Annotated in this window: 17 protein-coding genes; 14 read left to right on the top strand and 3 right to left on the bottom strand. The window is 49.1% G+C overall.

Going from position 1 to position 17545, the window contains the following annotated elements:
* The first annotated feature begins 614 nt into the window (after positions 1-614).
* From B9Q17_RS15355 to B9Q17_RS15395, 9 genes are all read left to right on the top strand, one after another.
* On the top strand, positions 615-896 hold the full coding sequence (locus tag B9Q17_RS15355) for a type II toxin-antitoxin system Phd/YefM family antitoxin (RefSeq protein ID WP_094625879.1): 282 nt from the start codon (positions 615-617) through the stop codon (positions 894-896).
* Between the two features lie 2 nt (positions 897-898).
* Positions 899-1207, top strand: a complete 309-nt coding sequence (locus B9Q17_RS15360; protein WP_094625880.1) for a type II toxin-antitoxin system RelE family toxin — start codon at positions 899-901, stop codon at positions 1205-1207.
* Positions 1208-1565: 358 nt separating this feature from the next.
* On the top strand, positions 1566-2849 hold the full coding sequence (locus B9Q17_RS15365) for a replication initiation protein (RefSeq protein ID WP_094625881.1): 1284 nt from the start codon (positions 1566-1568) through the stop codon (positions 2847-2849).
* A 260-nt stretch (positions 2850-3109) separates the two neighbouring features.
* Positions 3110-3451, top strand: a complete 342-nt coding sequence (locus B9Q17_RS15370; protein ID WP_094625882.1) for a DUF5658 family protein — start codon at positions 3110-3112, stop codon at positions 3449-3451.
* 245 nt (positions 3452-3696) lie between these two features.
* Positions 3697-4638: a DNA-binding protein gene (locus B9Q17_RS15375; RefSeq protein ID WP_094625883.1), complete on the top strand. Its 942-nt coding sequence runs from the start codon at positions 3697-3699 to the stop codon at positions 4636-4638.
* Complete coding sequence (locus B9Q17_RS15380) at positions 4638-4877, top strand: hypothetical protein (protein WP_094625884.1); 240 nt, start codon at positions 4638-4640, stop codon at positions 4875-4877. Before B9Q17_RS15375 ends, B9Q17_RS15380 begins: the two co-directional genes overlap by 1 nt.
* A gap of 76 nt (positions 4878-4953) precedes the next feature.
* A complete protein-coding gene (istA, locus tag B9Q17_RS15385; RefSeq protein WP_425268632.1) occupies positions 4954-6474 on the top strand; it encodes an IS21 family transposase in 1521 nt (506 codons plus the stop codon).
* Entirely contained in the window at positions 6471-7235 is a 765-nt protein-coding gene (istB, locus tag B9Q17_RS15390; protein ID WP_094625886.1) for an IS21-like element helper ATPase IstB, read from the top strand. The genes istA and istB overlap by 4 nt, the downstream gene beginning before the upstream one ends.
* 91 nt (positions 7236-7326) lie before the next feature.
* Complete coding sequence (locus B9Q17_RS15395; protein ID WP_094625887.1) at positions 7327-7647, top strand: hypothetical protein; 321 nt, start codon at positions 7327-7329, stop codon at positions 7645-7647.
* Positions 7648-7843: 196 nt separating this feature from the next.
* Here the strand turns inward: B9Q17_RS15395 and B9Q17_RS18605 are convergent, their stop codons facing one another.
* Entirely contained in the window at positions 7844-8392 is a 549-nt protein-coding gene (locus B9Q17_RS18605) for an HAD domain-containing protein (protein ID WP_425268633.1), read from the bottom strand.
* The gene (gene topA, locus B9Q17_RS15410) at positions 8393-10537 is read right to left on the bottom strand and encodes a type I DNA topoisomerase (protein WP_094625890.1); all 2145 of its coding nucleotides are present in this window, start codon (positions 10535-10537) and stop codon (positions 8393-8395) included.
* Positions 10538-10684: 147 nt separating this feature from the next.
* Between topA and B9Q17_RS15415 the strand changes: the two genes are divergently transcribed.
* Positions 10685-11554, top strand: a complete 870-nt coding sequence (locus tag B9Q17_RS15415) for a ParB/RepB/Spo0J family partition protein (protein ID WP_094625891.1) — start codon at positions 10685-10687, stop codon at positions 11552-11554.
* 24 nt (positions 11555-11578) lie between these two features.
* Here B9Q17_RS15415 and B9Q17_RS15420 read toward each other — a convergent pair whose 3' ends face one another.
* Entirely contained in the window at positions 11579-13996 is a 2418-nt protein-coding gene (locus B9Q17_RS15420; RefSeq protein WP_167373037.1) for a TraM recognition domain-containing protein, read from the bottom strand.
* Between the two features lie 1112 nt (positions 13997-15108).
* On the opposite strand from B9Q17_RS15420, the gene B9Q17_RS15425 reads away from it, so the two are divergent.
* From B9Q17_RS15425 to B9Q17_RS15440, 4 genes are all read left to right on the top strand, one after another.
* Positions 15109-15870: a hypothetical protein gene (locus B9Q17_RS15425; RefSeq protein ID WP_094625893.1), complete on the top strand. Its 762-nt coding sequence runs from the start codon at positions 15109-15111 to the stop codon at positions 15868-15870.
* 69 nt (positions 15871-15939) lie between these two features.
* Positions 15940-16443, top strand: coding sequence for a lytic transglycosylase domain-containing protein (locus B9Q17_RS15430; RefSeq protein WP_094625894.1), 504 nt, complete (start codon positions 15940-15942; stop codon positions 16441-16443).
* Positions 16325-17086: an OmpA family protein gene (locus B9Q17_RS15435; RefSeq protein ID WP_154707649.1), complete on the top strand. Its 762-nt coding sequence runs from the start codon at positions 16325-16327 to the stop codon at positions 17084-17086. The genes B9Q17_RS15430 and B9Q17_RS15435 overlap by 119 nt, the downstream gene beginning before the upstream one ends.
* 86 nt (positions 17087-17172) lie before the next feature.
* Entirely contained in the window at positions 17173-17517 is a 345-nt protein-coding gene (locus tag B9Q17_RS15440; protein WP_094625896.1) for a conjugal transfer protein TraB, read from the top strand.
* The last annotated feature ends 28 nt before the right edge of the window (positions 17518-17545 follow it).

The raw sequence follows: 17545 nt of genomic DNA on the forward strand, positions 1-17545 counted from the left end.
TTTTTTTTGGTCACTGAAGCAGCTTGCCGGCGAGCTGGATCTGTGACCAAGGGTAGGTGGTCACAAAGTAGCGTCCTCGATGGCCACCAGGTGTGGCCAAAGCGTTTTGTCCTGGTACGGGCGTGGTGTGTTTGGTACTGGTGGTGGCTGAATGGGGCTGTGAGGTTGTTTCAGAGGGAATGGAAGGCGTGTCAAGGGGTAGGTGCGGCCCACAGCCGGAGGCGAGGACACGGCCCCTTGACGCGGCTGTAATGACCCATACGCTCCAGGCTGGGGAGCGGGAAGGGAGGCCGTAGGCCGCATGTCCCGCACCCCTGACGACAGATGGCGAATCGCTCCCCTCGCAGGCGAGGGGCGGGGGGGAGTGGTCACACCGCGGAGGCCCGGGCCGGGTGAGATTGTGCCCATAGGTATTTGGTCACACGCAGCGCGATCGGCCGGGGGTTGTTTGTGTCCATAGTTGTGGTCACAGATCCTGGTTGGCCAGGCGCAGGCCTTGTGACCAGTCATGATGATCTTTACAAGTCGGTTACTTTGTACCATCAAAGTTATTGATTTTGCAGGTTTGTGGATCTACACTGTGCATCATAGTGTGTATTTGAGAGGGTACCATCATGGCAGCGTTAATTGAGCGCTCAGATCAACTGGTAAGCTTGACGGATCTAACAAGACGTGGATCAGGTATTTTTGACAAGGTGGCAAGCTCCAAGAACGACCGTCTTGTCGTTTTGAGAAAAGCGGAGCCTATTGCGGTTGTTCTCAATATTTCCAGCTTTGAAGCGATGTTGGATGAAATGGAACGGCTACGTACTGAGGTGATGGCTCTACATCGAATGGGCGGTTTAGCGAATGACCGCGTTTCACACAATGAGCTACAACAAAGCCTGGGGTTCTGACAATGCCCCAGGCATGGACAGCGGTATATCACAGTGACGTATTCAATGACCTTCAGACTATTGGCAAGATCAATGCCGCTAGAGTATTGAAGGTCATCGAATCATCATTGATACCAGATCCCTTAACTGGCGGCGTATCTGCCGGGCCAGCTCTGCCGGGCTGTTACCTATTCAAAATCGACGATTACCATATCCTATACCAGCTCGACGTGAATCACGCCGAGGTATACGTATTGGCCATTCGTCAGGAAACGGGTTTATCTGGCTGTGGCAGCCAGAAAGCAAAAACCCACCGGGAGGTGGGTCAATGATGTATTTGGGAAATTTGGTAAGCACTTTGGCGAGTGCGAAATGTTTCGTTGCTGTTGCTAGGGTTGGCACCCTGGTTATCTTCAGTTCTTTGGTTTGGCAGACCGTGAGAACTGTGCTTTCGATGACAGACACCCACAAAAAGGAGGTATCCGCTATGTAGAACTTTCCAGCACCTAACCGCAGGGCGGTTACATCGTCCGTACATTCACCGGGCTTGTTCTACCAGGGTGTCATACTGTTTTTGGCGAAACAGCGTGGACACGTTTCTCTATTCTAGGTAGTTCAAAGCCCCATTGCAAGTTTTGGAGTGAAAATTGGGGTTTTTTTCGTCAGGCCGACCCCCTTTAGCCGGGGGTTATGGTGGCCGCAAGTAGCTCAACAGCTCAGCAGCAGCGATTTTTTCAGGCTGACACTGCGTTAAATCGTGTATTTAACGAAGCGCCTTATCTGTCCCGTTGCAGCGATAACAAGACTGCCGCGAAGATAAGACCCCGCGAATATGCGATCCGCTTCCCGTATATGCAGGTGAACAGGCCTGGCATGGTGTCATGGCTCGTGTTCGACCTCGATCACACCAATTCATTGATATGGGATGATGAGGGGCTTCCGGCCCCGAATATCGTTGTGCGAAACCGAGATTCAGGGAAAGCGCATTTGTATTATGCGATCCCGCCGGTATGCACGTCTGAGAACGCACGTTCCAAACCCATTGCGTACATGAAGGCCGTCTATGAGGCGATGGTGGCGCGGCTTGGTGCTGACGCTTCCTATAGCGGCCCGGTCGCCAAAACGCCTGGCCATCCTTGGTGGGACACTTGGGAAATACACAACGCGGTATATGACCTGGGCGAGCTGGCCGACTATGTTGATCTGGCGTTAAAACCATTGTGGAGCACAGGGCCGAACTTCGAAAATCTTCCCCATTCACGGCATTGCATTCTGTTTGAAGACCTTCGCTTTTACGCCTACTCAATCGTTAACCGCGAACGCGAACAAGGCTCCTTTCAAAATTTTATCCGCCTGCTCGAAGCCTACGCCTTCAACCACAACAATTTTAAGAACCGGGGTTTTGACATGAATTTGTCAATTTCCCAGGTAAAGGCAACGGTGAAATCAGTGTCCAGGTGGACATGGGATCGTTATACCGGAAGTAGTCGCTGCAATCGTGGGGTGATGCGGCTCGATCCTGACATGCCACTCCAGGAGAAGCAGCAACTATCAGCAAAGCGCACTCATGAGACGCGCCAAAAGGCCACAGAATCGCGCATAAGGGCCGCAGTACACCAGCTCTTAGAGAAGGGTTCAAGGCTCACTCGAACGGCCATAGCGGCCACTGCACGGCTATCAAGACAGACCGTTGCAAAGTATTCACAGATTATCGAAGAGATACAAAACCAACCGGCCAACGTTGTGCCGATGGCCGCAGCCAATGGCCACAAAGAAAATGTTAAGTATGGTGCCTATCAGATACCTGCCCCTGCTATGCGGTCGGGGGTTAAAGAGAAGCCTGGCGGCCACAGCGATGGTCTATGTATCTCAATTAAGCAAGGTGCAAGCCAGTTAGACCTGGATTTTGTCGGTGTGACTGATTTTATGAGGATGGCAATTATGCAATTACGGCGAATTCCACCGCCTGATTAAGCTGTATAAAAAAATAAAAAAAAAATAATCTTGTTATTTGTTGTTGATTACGGAGTTGTGGGCAGAGTGTGTAGTGAGTGTGGGCGACAGTGTGGTCAAAGTGTGAATGGGGTTTTTGCCATTCATGCTTTGTCCACACGTCCCGAAGGGATCGTCCATGCTCAATGCACACGCCTCGGAGAGCTGTCCACAACATGGATCTGGCACTGTAGTTGAGTTGTACTACGTTTATTGTTGAACACTATATCAAAGGAGATTTTATGTCGGCGCATGATTGGATGCTTTTAGGGTACCTGCTCTTCGTTACATTGAATGTTGTTGATCTGATGGTGACAAAAGTTATTTTGGAGAATGGTGGTAAAGAATGGAATTTCGTTGCCCGCTTTTTTTACAAGCATATGGGCATTAAGGGAATCGCCTGGTTAAAGGTGTTTGTCCTGGCCTGGTTTGGGATACAGTATTATTTCAAGGTGCTGGATCTGTACGTCATCTTTTATCTGAACTTCATGTTTGCTGTTGTTCTGTACTTTATGTACCGGGATGCGGTTCAGGCCGGGTTGAAAGATAAGTTAAACCCAGCTCGGTTGTTCACTCGGAAATAGCCTTTTACAACTTGGGGGTACTTGCCCCCTTCCTCGCTGTATCTCTACAACCTTCCCTATCAACGACACTGGTTCTGGTTGCAGTAAACCAGTGCCTGTGTTCTTGGCCGCCTCTTGCTTTCGCTACCGGTGAAGCCAGTTTCGCAAGCGAAATTGAATTTATTTTACCTGTATACTTGTTTTGTATGTATTGGTATGTATAATACATACATACGATTACATACAGCTAAGCGGGGTTTATTGGGATGGCTATTTCAAGAGAACAAATCATCGACGCGGCAGAGCAGTTGGCCGCCGAAGGTATCAATCCAAGTATGCAAGCTGTTCGTGAGCGGCTTGGTGGCGGCTCGTTTGCAACCATTTCGCCGGTGCTCCGGGAGTGGAAAGAAAAGCGTGAAGCTACGACCGTGGCCGTCCTGGAAATGCCCTCAGAGGTTAAAGGTGCCCTTGACCGTTTTGGTGCTGATCTTTGGAAGGCGGCTTCTGCCCTGGCGACCGCGCAATTTGAGAAATTGAAGGAAGAGAGCCGGTTTAATATCGAGGCAGCTAATAAAGAACGTGACGAAGCCCTGGGCGAGATTGAGCGGCTTGAGACTGACCTGGTGGCCAAGGACGAACTTGTATCATCAGCAAAAGGTGATCTTACGCAGCTCCAGGGTGTGGTTGATGAAGAGCGCAGTAAAGTTGCAGCGTTACAACAACGCAATGATGACCTACAGGAAACGATTGCCGGCCTGAGAGACGATCTGAAGGAGAGTAAGGCGGAAGCAAGAGGTGCGTTGGATAAGCTGGATCAGCTTCGCCAGGCGCAGGCTGAGTTGTCTCGCGTGAACGGCGAACTCAGTGCAACAGTGGAAGCTGGTCATAGAGAGCTTAAGGAAGTAACCGAACAGCGCAATGAATTCAAGTCTGAGATAGCACGGCTGACCAAAGTTGTTTCCGAGCTTGAAGCTGCAAAAGACAAAGCAGTAACTGATGCGCAGGTCTCGAAGACTGAGAACGCTACGCTTCAGGGCGAAGCTAAACAGCTTTGTCACCAGGTTAGGACATTGGAAGAGCAGGTAGCGCAAAACCGGAAAGTGATTGATTCGTTAACAACGAAAAGCCGTCAGAAAGCAACGCCTGGCAGCAAGCAAGCTGGGGCCAGCAAATCAGCAACCAAATCGGATAAGAAGGAGAACGAGTGATGAAAACACAGGTTGTGAGACGGGATGAAGCGGTGGCCGAGCTGGCCACTTGGGATTACAAGGGGCATCTATACACTGAAGCGGCTGTATTGCTCAAAGTAGGGACTGAAGGGGTGATGGTCGGTATCCTGAGTTACACAGATCTTGAAACCGTTCTAGTGCCTGATAGCTATGCTCCGTTCTATAAAAATTACTGCCAGGCAATGAGCGCCTTTGGCGCTCTGTTCGGCGACAATTAGGATGACCGGTTGACGACAATTATCTTGGCCGGTTGGGTGTCACAATAGGTACCTTGTTTTCTGTTCGGAGTTCAAGGTGCCAGGACAACATATCACCCACCGACAAGAGGAGCTGTATATGCAGCATCGCCAACAAGGCATGACTCAAGAAATCGCTGCTGCGAAGTCTGCCATTTCCACCCGCACTGCCCGACGTATTGAGCAGTCCAACACCTTACCTCGCGCTAAAGCTGATAGAGATTGGCGCACTCGCGAAGATCCACTGGAAGCCGTATGGGAAACCGAATTGGTTGTTCTGTTAAACGCTAAACCAGAGCTCACGCCCATTACTTTGCTGGAGCATTTGCAGGCGCTCTATCCAAACCAATATGACCAGCGAGTACTGAGAACATTGCAGCGTCGGGTTAAGAAATGGAAAGCGCTACATGGCCCGGAGAAAGACGTTATCTTCCGCCAGCAAGCTCAACCCGGTTTACAGGGCTTCTCTGATTTTACTCATCCTGATAGCCCGATCACCATTAAGCAGCAACCCTTTGCTCATTTGCTGTATCAGTTCCGCCTTGCTTATAGCGGCTGGCGTTCCATCACTGTGGTTCAGGGCGGGGAGAGCTATTCTGCCTTATCTACCGGTTTACAGCGTGCGCTGACGCAGGCTGGTGGTTGTCCGGTAGAGCATCGCACCGATAGCCTCAGTGCCGCCAGAAACAACACACAAAACGTCTGGACAGATGCCTATCAGGACTTTTGCGAACATTACAATATGACGCCAACGCGCAATAATCTTGGGCAATCGCATGAGAACGGGGTGGTTGAGTGCGCTAATGGCTCATTTAAACGCCGTCTGGCGCAGCACCTGCTACTTCGCGGTCACAATGACTTTGACAGTATCGAAACCTATCAGGCTTTTATTGACCAGATTGTTGGCAAGCTAAACCAGCGCTCACGCAGCCGCTTTTTAGAAGAACAGCAAACCCTGCAAGCCTTACCGGAATATGGTGCTGTTGATTACACATTGCTGAGCATTAAAGTCACCCGTAGTGCCACCATTGAAGTGCGCCGGGTGGTGTACAGCGTGCCATCACGGCTGATTGGCGAACGCCTGCAAGTACGGCTGTATCATAACAAACTGGTGCTCTATGTGGGTCAGCAAGTGGCGCTGACCTTGCCACGAATTTACCCGGCACCCGGCCAAAGCCGTGCGCGTTGTATCAACTACCGGCATATTATCCGCTCACTGGCCGCTAAACCACAGGCGTTTCGTTACTCGCACCTTCGGGATGATATCTTACCTGACGACAATTACCGGCAGCTGTGGCAGTTAGTGGACGATGCGTTACCGGCACAGGAGGCCTGTAAATGGATAGTCACGGTGCTTTGGCTGGCGAGCGAATACGATAGTGAACAAGAGCTGGGAGAGACCTTGTTGCAAGAGGCCAGAGCCGGTCTGTTTGAAAGTGCCAAAACCATTCAGGAGCGCTTTTACACCCCGCAAAACGCGCCAGAAATTAAGACAAAGCAACATAACCTGCAAAGTTATGATGCACTGCTAACGTCATTAAAGGCACAGGCGAAACATGATGTGGAGGTGCCATTTTGACCTCCTCTGTTGCATTACTGCTCAAAGAGTTACGGCTCCCGGCGTTCGTCAGACACTATGAAAAACTCTGGCAAACCGCGGTAGAGAAAGGCTGGTCGCACAGTGACTATCTGGCGGCCTTATGCGAATACGAGCTCTCAGAGCGCTTTACACGGCGCACACAAAGCTGGGTACGCGAAGCCAAGCTGGCACCTGGAAAAACCTTAAGCGCTCTGGATAACAACGTGCTGAGCCGCACAAATCAAGCGCTTATCGCCAAGTTGCACCAAGACCTGTCCTGGGCGCATCACGCCGATAATATCCTACTGATTGGCCCCAGTGGCACCGGCAAAACACACATAGCCAATGCACTGGGTTACCAGCTGATTGAGCAAGGCATACGCTGCAAACTGTTTCCGGCCATTGGCTTGGTACAGCAGTTACAACAAGCCAAGCGCGAGCTGGATCTGATGAGCGAAATGAGCAAGCTGGATAAGTATCAGGTGATCATCATTGATGACATTGGTTATGTGAAAAAAACCGATGCAGAAACCCAGGTACTGTTTGAATTTATCGCGCATCGATATGAAAGCGGTAGCCTGATCATTACAGCCAATCACCCGTTTAGTGCATGGGATCAGATCTTCCCAGACAGCATGATGACGGTTGCGGCCATAGATCGGCTGATCCACCACGCGACAATTATAGAATTAGAGGGAGAAAGCTATCGAAAACAACATCAGTTAAAACAGGCTAGAAGTAGGAAAAATGAGAAAACCTAACCGGCCATCATAATTGACGCGAACCGGCCAAGATAGTTGACGCCGAACAGCGCTCTTCTCGATGAAGCTATAAAAGAATGAGGGACTAGAAATGTCACGGCACTTTTTTAAAACGCTTTACCAGGGGAAACCTGCCACTGTTTTGCTGGGGTATGATCAACCTTTAAACGGGTTCTTTATGGTTATTGAAGAAGATGGCCAGGAGAGCGACGAGTATATTTACTCGAATTTGTTTGATGAGGTGTCCCACCCTAGTACCTTGGAACCCTACCGGAAGCGGCTAAACGAACTCGGTATTTTTGTTCCGATTGAAATGATAATGGAAGTCGAAGCTGATGGTGCTGCACGTATGGGAAATAAAAATGTGTACCATTCTATTGTGAATGGTACGCATCGCCGAGAGGTAGATTAAAAAGGCTTTGTTTTAACATTCCAGACCATTTTGTTTTTGTGCCTTGGGTGCGGTACCTGCTTTGCATTGTCTTCAGCAATGAGTACCGGCCCTTTCAAGCCATTGTCTTCTGTATAGAATACGTCTCCTTTTCTCACCTCGCTCATTGCGCAGGTTTCCCAGGTCATTAGATCGTGGTCTTTGATTCGTAGAACCGTCATTGGCTGCCCTCACTGAAATATCTCACTATTTTTTCTATACTGCATTCGTCAAGGCCTCTGCTTCGTTCGATTAAATGAAGGTTAGGCCAGCCGGGTTCATACAACCTTTCCTGATCGTCGATACAGATAAACCTAGAGATACCAAAGTAACTGGTGAAGACTTCGATTTCCCGTTGCCTTCTGTATGGAGGAGCTGACAGAACAGGTGTGAAACCTACAGTCCTGTTTACAATCTCCTTTGGGAATATCCTTTGAAAGAATTCGAGATCCATTGTTTCCCGCCAGTTAGACGACATTACCAATTGAAGTCCAGGTATCTGACTGGTGATTGACGTTAGAACATCAGCGCAAGAAAGGTTGCCTGTATCGTTGGGATGTAGAACCCCGTCAACGTCATAGAATAATGTCGGCCCTGTAAGTACGTTGCCATTACAACAGGCCTCTATTTCCATGTCTTCTTTAATGGGTAGTGTCGCCTTACGGGGTGAACCTCGCTTAGGAGGTTCATTACTTGGTGTGCGCCGGAATAGATGGAAAGTAAACATTCAAGCCCCCTGCTCTATCACTGGCCTACCGTCAGCATCATTGATGAACTTATGGCATCCTTTTTCATGCGACTGAGTTTGGTGAACCCAAAAATGAAATTCCTTAGCCTGTGAGTAGCGGCGGATAACTGGTTTGCCACAGCCAGGACATTCGCGGGATTGATCTTTTATCACTACTGGTAAGCCATCTTCATCCTTGATGAACTTCACACAGTTTTTTGCGTGCTTCTCGTTAGTGTGTACCCAAAAATATTCGTCATCAGTGTCTTTTTTCTTCAGGCGCTTAATTTCATTGCCGCAACCAGGGCAGTCCGTTACCGGAGAATCATACTTCTCCCGGTAAACGGGTATACCATTATCATCATCAAGGAAGTCCTCACAGCCGTGTTCCTCTTCCATATGAACCCAGAAGTGCCCTACCCCTTTCTTTTTAGACTTCAAGCGTTTAACTGCCTTCCCGCATTGTGGGCAGGCAGCGGTTTCAACCAGAGAATCAATTTTTATATTTTTCGCTTCGTTTGTTATTGAGGAATATACCGACCTTACTAACTGAAAGTAATTTGATTGCCCTGCTGCTATTTTATCCAGGTGACTTTCCAGAATGCGTGTATAGTCGAGGTTCATAAAAGTCATGGCGTCCAAGGCATCGACTATCATTTCGCCAGTTTCCGTTGGTCTAATCTTGTTATCAGATTTCTTTTTGCCATCACCAATGATGATATATCCCCGGCTCTTGATGTTCTCCATAATGCTGGCGTAGGTTGACGGACGCCCTATTCCTAATTTTTCGAGTGCTTTTATCAGCGTTGCTTCGGTAAATCTTGATGGCGGCTCTGTCGATTTCGTTAGAAGATTAGTTTCTACATCGAACTCTTCGTCTTCTTCAGCCGTTGCTGGAAGCTCATTATCGTTTGATCCAGGCTTTTCTATTTCCGCAATAACTCGCCAACCAGGATATTTTTGCACTTTACCTGATACGGTGAATTTCGCTTGCGAAACTACTTCACCAGCGGTGATTTCATCGACCGTTGTGAACTCGATACTGGTCACAATATCGACAGCAGGAGGCATTACGCTTGCCAGCGTTCTTTCACGAATGAGTTGATACAGTTTACGTTGCTGTTCCGTTTCTCCGCAGTTTTCGTCTGCTGGATCTGTTGGCCGGATAGCTTCATGCGCTTCTTGCGCTGATTCTTTGGTTGCCCATTTCAATTGAGTTTGTTGAGTGTCTTTACCAATACTGGTCAGAAACTCTTTTACCAGGTAAAACGCATCCTCAGACAGATTTGGGGTGTCAGTTCTATGATATGAGATTGCACCTTGTTCAAAGAGGGCTTGTGCGTACTTCATTGTGTTTGCGGGAGTGAACTTCAAGATGCTTGATGCGGCCTGCTGTAAGGTAGATGTGGTGAAAGGTGCGCGAGGTTTTGCTTCCTTTTCTTCTACGATAGATTTACTGACAACAACCCTATTTGCTTTGGCAATTGCTTCAGCAACTGCTTTATCAAAAATGTGTTTACCATCTTCACACCATCCCTTTGCATCTAATGTCGCTGTTAATCCATTGGCCAAGTGAATTTCAACTACATAGTAGTTTCGCTTGCGAAACTCTCTTATCTCCCGTTCCCTCAAAACGGTTAGTTTTACTGCTGGCGACTGAACACGACCAGCGCTTAGCGGAATCCCTGCTTGTTGTGAGAGTAGGGGGCTGATGTGGTAGCCTACGATCCGGTCAAGGACTCTGCGGGATTCCTGAGCGGACACCAGATTGTCATCAATCATCCTGGTGTTTTGTAAGGCCTTAGATATTGCTGACTTTGTAATTTCAGTGAATGTCACCCGCTTTGGATTAGTAAGGCCAAGACACATTTTAAGGTGAAACGCGATAGCTTCACCTTCTCTATCAGGGTCTGTTGCCAAGTAAACCTCACTGGCACCACTAGCCAGACTTTTGAGGTCGCTGACCACTTTTTTCTTGTCTGGACTCACAACATACTTCGGCTTGAAGTCAGGAGGCTCTACGCCCATTTCCTTGTCTGGTAGGTCACGAATGTGGCCTACACTGGCTGATACTCGCCAGCCATCACCAAGGTAGCCCTTAATCTTCTTCACTTTGTTAGGGCTTTCTACGATCATTAGTTTCATTTTAACCTTTCCCGTATCGTTTTGACCTATTTTGATTTATCATAGTAATACATTTTGAATTCTGTGTCTTGTGATCGTTGCCCTGTATAATCCGGGCCAGCTTCAACCGATTTCGCAAGCGAAATTAAAACCTCAAGGGACGTAACAATGGAAAAATTACAGCAACTAAAACTATCAGATTTGGTGCCTGACCCGAATCAGCCGCGTAAAGATTTTGACCCTGAAAAACTGGAAGAACTAGCAAGTAGCATTGCGGCTGTAGGTGTTATCCAGCCTATTCGGGTGCGGCGTAACCCGGATGGCCAGCCAGCTTACATGATCATTGCAGGAGAAAGACGCTGGCAGGCGTCAAAAAAAGCAGGTAAAGAAACCATACCGGCAGTCATTGTGGAGGACGAAGAAGCGCTTACAGATGATGCAATCTACGCCCACCAGTTAACGGAGAACTTACACCGCCAGGATCTAAACCCGGTAGAGAAGGCTGAATTTATAAATGGGCGCATCGAGTACCTGAAGAGCCAGGGAGTTACAAACGCCATCGAGCAAGCTGCACAAGAGCTGGGTGTTACGCCGTCCTGGGTAAGTAAGAATACAGCGATTCTTAAATACGAGCCTGAGATCCGCGCACTGGCCAGAGAAGGAAAGCTCCGTGATTACACGTTGCTCAAAAAGATTTCAGGGCTTCGCTCGGATAAGAAGCAACAGGCAATTGACTTGATAGAGCGTGGTGAATTTAACGCGAAGGAGTTCTTTGCACGAAAGAGATATGACAAAAAGCCGAAGCAAGAAGACCCGACAGACGAATCAGTTTCGCAAGCGAAATCTGATCCAGATGCCAAACAAAAACCGGCAGCCCTAAGAATCTTATTCACGCCAGATGAGCTGGTTAAATTGATTGATAAAACCGGCTATTCTTCCATGCTGGATAGGCATGACCCGGATTGGCGGGTAGCTAATCCGGCTATCATGAAAAGTTACGCAGAGAAGTTTAAAGATTGGGTGGTTGAGACAGAATAAAAAAGGGGGGCTTAGCCCCCTTTTTTATTTGTCTTCATCTTCTTCAAGATCATTGAGCAGACTCATTGTTTTATCGTCACTTTTCAGATTAAGCCCCCCGAAGTCCATTGCAAAATCATCCGGCAGCTCAACGGCAGCCTTTGCCTTTTCAACTTCGTTTGGCTTACCTTCTGCTTCGGGTTTCGCTTGCGAAACTGGCTCTTCTTCCGGCGCGGCATTTTCTGTTTCAGCTTGCTTTTTGGCTTTTTGTTTCGCCTTCCGTGCACGGTTCTTTTCACGCTTTTTGGCGGCTTCATCCGAGTCGTTACTGGTGTCGTCTTCGGAATCGTCCAGTTGCGCCGGGGTAGGTTCTGCTGCTGAATCTGGCTTATTCTCTTCCTCGCTTACTTGCTTCGGTTTTCCAGCAGGGTTTGTTGGAGCGGATTCTTTCGGCTTAGCCTTATCCGATTCTTGGTCTTCAAAAAATTCAGGGTTGTCGATACCTTTAGTTGGCTCTGGCCTACTGTCTTTATCGGTGGCCTTTTTACCCCTGAACTGGACGACATTATCATCCTGCTTGTTTTTACTGTCTTCTGCATCAGAAGGCTTTTTGCTTTCTGGTTTCGCTTGCGAAACTGGTTTTTCCTCTTTTTTCTTAGGTGCAGAGAATTCTTCAGGAACGGTATCTATGCCTGTGTTTTCCTGCGTTTCGTCGTCACTGACGTTGGCCGGTTGAGCAGGAGGGGTGTATACCTTTTCCTTATGCTCCAGGTATTCGTCAAGAGCCTTCATGTCCTTCACTGGAACGAACGAGCTAAAGCATATTGATGCCAGGTGTCGTGGTTGAACAAACACACAGACCCTTGGAGGGAGGGTAAGCACCATATTGGTGTTGATGTAATTTTCTTCCTGTGCGCCAACAAATCGTTGGTTGTCCCACGTCTCGCCACCAGTATTGCTAATGTCCGTTTTTTCCATCCTGGTAACTTCCTTGATGATGGTGCCGGAGAGGTTAGCTGCCCATTCTGCCGTCTCGAAGTCAGCACCACCATAAACCGCCTTTATCTGCGAGTTCACATTGATACTCTGGTGAACATACTTCGGGTTCACCGATTTATCGTCAATGTTGAGCAAGTCGTTCTGTGATTGGTAAGCCAACACGAAATTAACCCGGAAGCCCACTGCCGTAGCAAGCGCTTGGGCAAGCGTCTTAGATGCCAAAAAGCTCACTTCGTCAATGACTGCGGTCAAGTGGGTTTTACGCTCTTTATCCAGGCGGCGAGCTTCCTGGATTAGTTCAGCGATAAATATCTTTGTTGCAGTCTTAACTACGGAATCATCCAGGCTGCCTTGTACGTAGACAACAGCACCTTCTTTCAATGCCTTCTCAATACTAAAGCCGCTACCTTTTTTCGGGCAGAGGCTTTCTATGTTTGACCACCGGGCAAGCTCTGCATTGATGCGGTTTGCATCCGTTTCTTCCATAAGCCTTTTCAAAACTTCCACCTGGCGTGTTTGACGAAACGCCTTTTCCAGCTCTTTCCGCTCCTGTGACTTGTAGTAGTCGGTACCGGGGTCGCCGGTAAAGTCCAAACCAAAAGCTGTTTCTAGGCGAGTCAGACCGTCCCGGTCTGTACCGCCGGAAAACGGTGCCCATTTGCCGATGCCATCATCATGGAGTGTTAAATAATAGAACTTTCGACCAGTAGCCTTGCAGGCTTGGTACATGACATGCGGGGCAAACTTATCCTTCTTAGGATCTATATAGAACAGGCAATCGCCACGGCGAATTGCCTGATCCATAAGCCCACCCATGATAACGCCTTTACCGTACCGAGTAGGGCCGATCACCTGCATGTTCGTTTCATACCAGGTGTCAGCCGGAATATGAATCGGTTTATCTTCTTCGCTAAGGCCAACCAAGATGGCGTCTTTTTTATAGTATTTCGATGGCAGGAAATCCTTCACGTTGAAACGACTTGCTTCAAGGCGAATATCCGTAGGCGAATCATCTGTTTGTGTATTGCGGAGTTTGCGAAGTATTCCCGACCAAGCAGGAAGAGCATACCGCAAAAGCATAAAGCGTATCATCCAGCCGGAAGCGGCTGCGGCAAACAGAGTAAACCAATTTTGAACGGCGAGGTTCAGGAACCACTGAAGCCAGACCTGCTGGCTATCGGCCAACTGCTTCTGAGTGGTCATGTCGTACAGGTACAACATTATGAAAGGCAACAGGAGCAATATTGCTCCAAGCCACAAGATCGTTTTTCGTATCCAGACGAAAACGATCTGGTGGAACGGCTGCTCATGGTGAGTGCTCAGGGGAGCCATGCTAATGAGGCAGCCTATGAAAACTATGCCAGCCCAAACAGGCCACCAGTAATCATTCGTCCATTCCATCATTGCATAATTCACCTGGCCGAACCAGTTGAGTACGGCGTACTCAGGTTGTGATGTTGGCATTTCTGTTTGTCCTCGCATTTGCGTAGCGGCTTAGCCGGTCTTTTCCGACCGGAAAAAAGCCGCTACATACACCTTTTTACCATCATTTTCTACAACAATCTTATCATCAATCTTTATTGAGTGTAAGTTTGATGATAGAATTGATTATGTTTTTGATGGTAAAAAGAGGTTCAGCACCATGCAAAACGCTATCGCGTATCTTGCATCATGCTTCACTGATGGCACACCAGGCGGGAACGCCGCCAGGTGCGCTAGGCTGCGCCTCTTTGCCTTAAAGCCCTTCTGGACGGCGGGCTTACGTCAAATTCACCATTGCACGCGGGGGAGCGCCCCGCTTAGCAATAGGGACGAGTCCCTCTTGCCGCACTGTACTCGCTGGACGCTCGTGCCGTTTGCAATTCACCCTGCCGCCGTCTTCGGCTCAGTCGTGTCCGCCCGAGCCTTGACCCCCCGCTTTGCGGGGCTTCGTCCCTACGCTTCGCTTCTGTCCTCGTCGCTACATAGCCGTTCGGCTATTTGCGATTGGGCTGGACGCCCAACCACCGAAAGCGGGGGGTCAAGGCTCGTTGTCACTCCCCTCGACGGCGGCAGGCCGCACAGGACAGGGATGCCTTGGGGCACCGCTTCGCTTCCCTGTCCTTCAGGCGAGCGTGGGCGCTCACCTGTCGTCCTTTCGGTGTTAAGCCGCCTCGCTAGGGCGAGACTGCTTAACAGTTCCTGTCTTCGGCTGAACGCCTTCGACTGGAACCGCATCGGCCAACGCGCCGTAGGCGGCGCTTTTGGCCTGGCTCACGCGGGGGCGTGAGCCTGCGCCGGGGTTCCGGTCGCCGGGGCGACCTCCGAACCTGCTGGCTTGCTGAACGCAATGCCAGCGGGTTCGGCATCCGCAACCTGAACGGTTGCTGCCGTGTGACGCCTGCATCTTGTCAGCAGGCAACACGGCGTTGCGTTTGCTGAAGCAAACGCTGTCAGCGCTTCGAGCATCGTAGTTATTCCGATACTCCGAAGTAGCTGAGATAACGCATGGCGAATGCCACGGCATTCGCTGATAGTAGCGGCACTTCGCTTGATGCGATGTGCTGACGTTTAACCGATTAAAGGACGCTGTGCCAATGCTGATTGAGAGTCGAGATACAAGCCTCAAATACCCGAAGGCAATAAAAGAAGAAAAAACGCGGCTTGTACTCGATTGGCTTCTTGAGTTCCGTTTTTCTTCGATTGATCTATTGGCTAAGCGAATTGGCAGTAACGCAGTAAATGCCAATCGCTTTTTCAATGCGCTTTTGTCTGACGGCGTAATCCAGTCATTCAAAAACGTACACACGAAAAACGAACGTTACGTAATGCTCACAAGTGCAGGCCTTGCCTATCTCGAAGTGCAGGGTAGGGACATATCGAAAGCAACGACCAGGGTTCAACACCTTGGTCGCTATTCACACATTATCCACGACATGGCGGTTCAGTACGCTGTATTGAACCGCCTTGACCAATTTGAAGAAGTTGTATGGGACAGGCACATTGATTTGCCTGAGCATCAAGAGAAGCCGGATGTAATCATGAGATCCCCCAGGGGGTATTGGGTGGCGCTTGAGTATGAGCGCTGGCGTAAAGACACCAAGCGCATTTATATAAGTTTTATGAACCACTCAGCGGCCCTTGAGGCAAAGCTGTACGCTGGGGTTTTTTACCTCTTTGATCGGGCCGCTGATCACCTTCATTACAAAAAGCTGTTTGATGGAGAGGAATGGCCTCGGTACAAACGAGAGCGTAAGTCAGGTCGAATCAAGCATCTTGATTCGACTTTTAAGCCAGATGATGTAAAGAATTTGCGAAAATGCTTTGTTTTTTTGCATGAGCCAGTTGAACAGCAATAAAGCTTGCGTTATGATGCGTCAAAGTATAGTATTTTGATTGTTCAAAATTGGCTAAGTTGAATTGTACAAATGTTGCGCAAATATGGGATTTCATGTATAGTCGCGGTATCGTTTGCTAACTCTTTGTTAGCAAACGAGCTGCCGGACGCAGCAATTTCAAGCAACTGTTGGGTTGACGCAGGGACGCGCTATCAAGTTGATCCCTGGCTTCTCTACGCAATTGCGGAACAAGAAAGTAGTTTGAATCCGCTTGCCGTTAATCACAACAACCGCGACAAGTCGCGTGATGTTGGGATAATGCAAATCAACTCTTTCTGGTTTCCAAAGCTGGAAAAGTACGGCCTTTCTGAACAAAGCCTATTCGACCCTTGCACGAATATTCATGTGGGTGCCTGGATACTTTCCCAATCCATACAGGTATTTGGGAATAATTGGCGCGCTGTTGGAGCTTACAATGCTGGTACAGGAAAAAATGAAACAAGAGAAAACCTTCGTCAAAAGTACGCCGAGCGCGTTTATCAGCGTTATCTTCGCCTTGTTAGCGGCGGGATGCACAAGCCTGCCGAACCGTGAAGTTCCGCATGAACTCGGTGTTAAACAGGTTCCTGGTAAGAGTGAAGGGCATCCCGCCGAATTTGTGTTCTGTGACATGAACGGCGGCGCTTGGAGTTGCGAAGCCGCAACTCCAAAAACGCCGGTATCCTTCGTGTCAGTAAAGCATTCAGATGACAAACCAATCACCGGGATCGTCAGAGACTCCCTTAAAGGTGCAACGTCTGACGGCGGTGTTTCGGCTTTGGACAAGCAGAAACAAACGTCGTTTTCACAAAGCAAAACGGATAGTAAGAAGTCATCTTCCCAGCCTGAGAACACAAAAGCTGTGCCTGCTGTCCCGCCAGTTGCGGTGGTTTACTTTGATTTTGACAGCTCCGTAATTACCGCTGATGCCAAATTAACCCTTTTGGCTGCCCTTGATGAGTTGTCAGGCAAGGCAGTTGAGATACATGGGTATACCGACAATGTTGGCAGTGAACCCTACAACAACTGGCTGGGATTACGTCGAGCCAATAAGGTGAAGGATTTCTTTGAAACGGCCAAATCGACTGCTACGCAGATCGAGGCCTATGGACATGGCCTTTGTTGCTACGCGGAACCTAACGGTACCGCTGAGCAACGGGCCAAAAATCGGCGCGTCGAGGTTTACGCAGTCGATTAACCGAAGTGTCGCTGTCCTGGTAGAGGCGATTAGGGCAGCGGCCTGTTTGACTAGCCTCAATCTCAAACTTCATGGAGTTAAAAAAGATGAAAACTGCAATTTCATTGCAACAAAACGGACAGAAGCGGGGCTACTTCGCAGCCGCGCTGATGTTTGCCTTCGCGTTTCTGCCTGAGCTTGCTCTTGCCGCTTCTATCGGTATTGGTGGCGGTACTGGCGGTACCGAGTTCCAGGCGTTCTACAACTTTATCTATGCCGCAGCTACAGGTTATCTCGGTCGTTCTATTGCCATTGTTGGCGGTCTGATTGGCCTGGGTATCGGTGCAGGTACTGGTAAAGCGTTGCCTGCTGTTATCGGTGTGTTCCTGGCGATCTTCGGGGTGCTTGGCCCGACCATCGTTAACGCCCTGTTCACCAGTGCGACGATTTAACAGTAATTGCAACAGAAGGGGTTAGCCT

The sequence above is a fragment of the Marinobacter vinifirmus genome, assembly GCF_002258215.1.
Classification (GTDB): Bacteria; Pseudomonadota; Gammaproteobacteria; order Pseudomonadales; family Oleiphilaceae; genus Marinobacter; species Marinobacter vinifirmus.

Coding starts and splice junctions, on each gene's coding strand:
- B9Q17_RS15375 (WP_094625883.1), top strand. CDS start 3,697: ATGGCTATTTCAAGAGAACAAATCATCGACGCGGCAGAGCAGTTGGCC.
- B9Q17_RS15440 (WP_094625896.1), top strand. CDS start 17,173: ATGAAAACTGCAATTTCATTGCAACAAAACGGACAGAAGCGGGGCTAC.
- B9Q17_RS15380 (WP_094625884.1), top strand. CDS start 4,638: ATGAAAACACAGGTTGTGAGACGGGATGAAGCGGTGGCCGAGCTGGCC.
- topA (WP_094625890.1), bottom strand. CDS start 10,537: ATGAAACTAATGATCGTAGAAAGCCCTAACAAAGTGAAGAAGATTAAG.
- B9Q17_RS15360 (WP_094625880.1), top strand. CDS start 899: ATGCCCCAGGCATGGACAGCGGTATATCACAGTGACGTATTCAATGAC.
- B9Q17_RS15370 (WP_094625882.1), top strand. CDS start 3,110: ATGTCGGCGCATGATTGGATGCTTTTAGGGTACCTGCTCTTCGTTACA.
- B9Q17_RS15365 (WP_094625881.1), top strand. CDS start 1,566: ATGGTGGCCGCAAGTAGCTCAACAGCTCAGCAGCAGCGATTTTTTCAG.
- B9Q17_RS15355 (WP_094625879.1), top strand. CDS start 615: ATGGCAGCGTTAATTGAGCGCTCAGATCAACTGGTAAGCTTGACGGAT.
- B9Q17_RS15430 (WP_094625894.1), top strand. CDS start 15,940: ATGTTGCGCAAATATGGGATTTCATGTATAGTCGCGGTATCGTTTGCT.
- B9Q17_RS15425 (WP_094625893.1), top strand. CDS start 15,109: ATGCTGATTGAGAGTCGAGATACAAGCCTCAAATACCCGAAGGCAATA.
- B9Q17_RS15420 (WP_167373037.1), bottom strand. CDS start 13,996: ATGCCAACATCACAACCTGAGTACGCCGTACTCAACTGGTTCGGCCAG.
- B9Q17_RS15435 (WP_154707649.1), top strand. CDS start 16,325: ATGCTGGTACAGGAAAAAATGAAACAAGAGAAAACCTTCGTCAAAAGT.
- B9Q17_RS18605 (WP_425268633.1), bottom strand. CDS start 8,392: ATGTTTACTTTCCATCTATTCCGGCGCACACCAAGTAATGAACCTCCT.
- B9Q17_RS15395 (WP_094625887.1), top strand. CDS start 7,327: ATGTCACGGCACTTTTTTAAAACGCTTTACCAGGGGAAACCTGCCACT.
- B9Q17_RS15415 (WP_094625891.1), top strand. CDS start 10,685: ATGGAAAAATTACAGCAACTAAAACTATCAGATTTGGTGCCTGACCCG.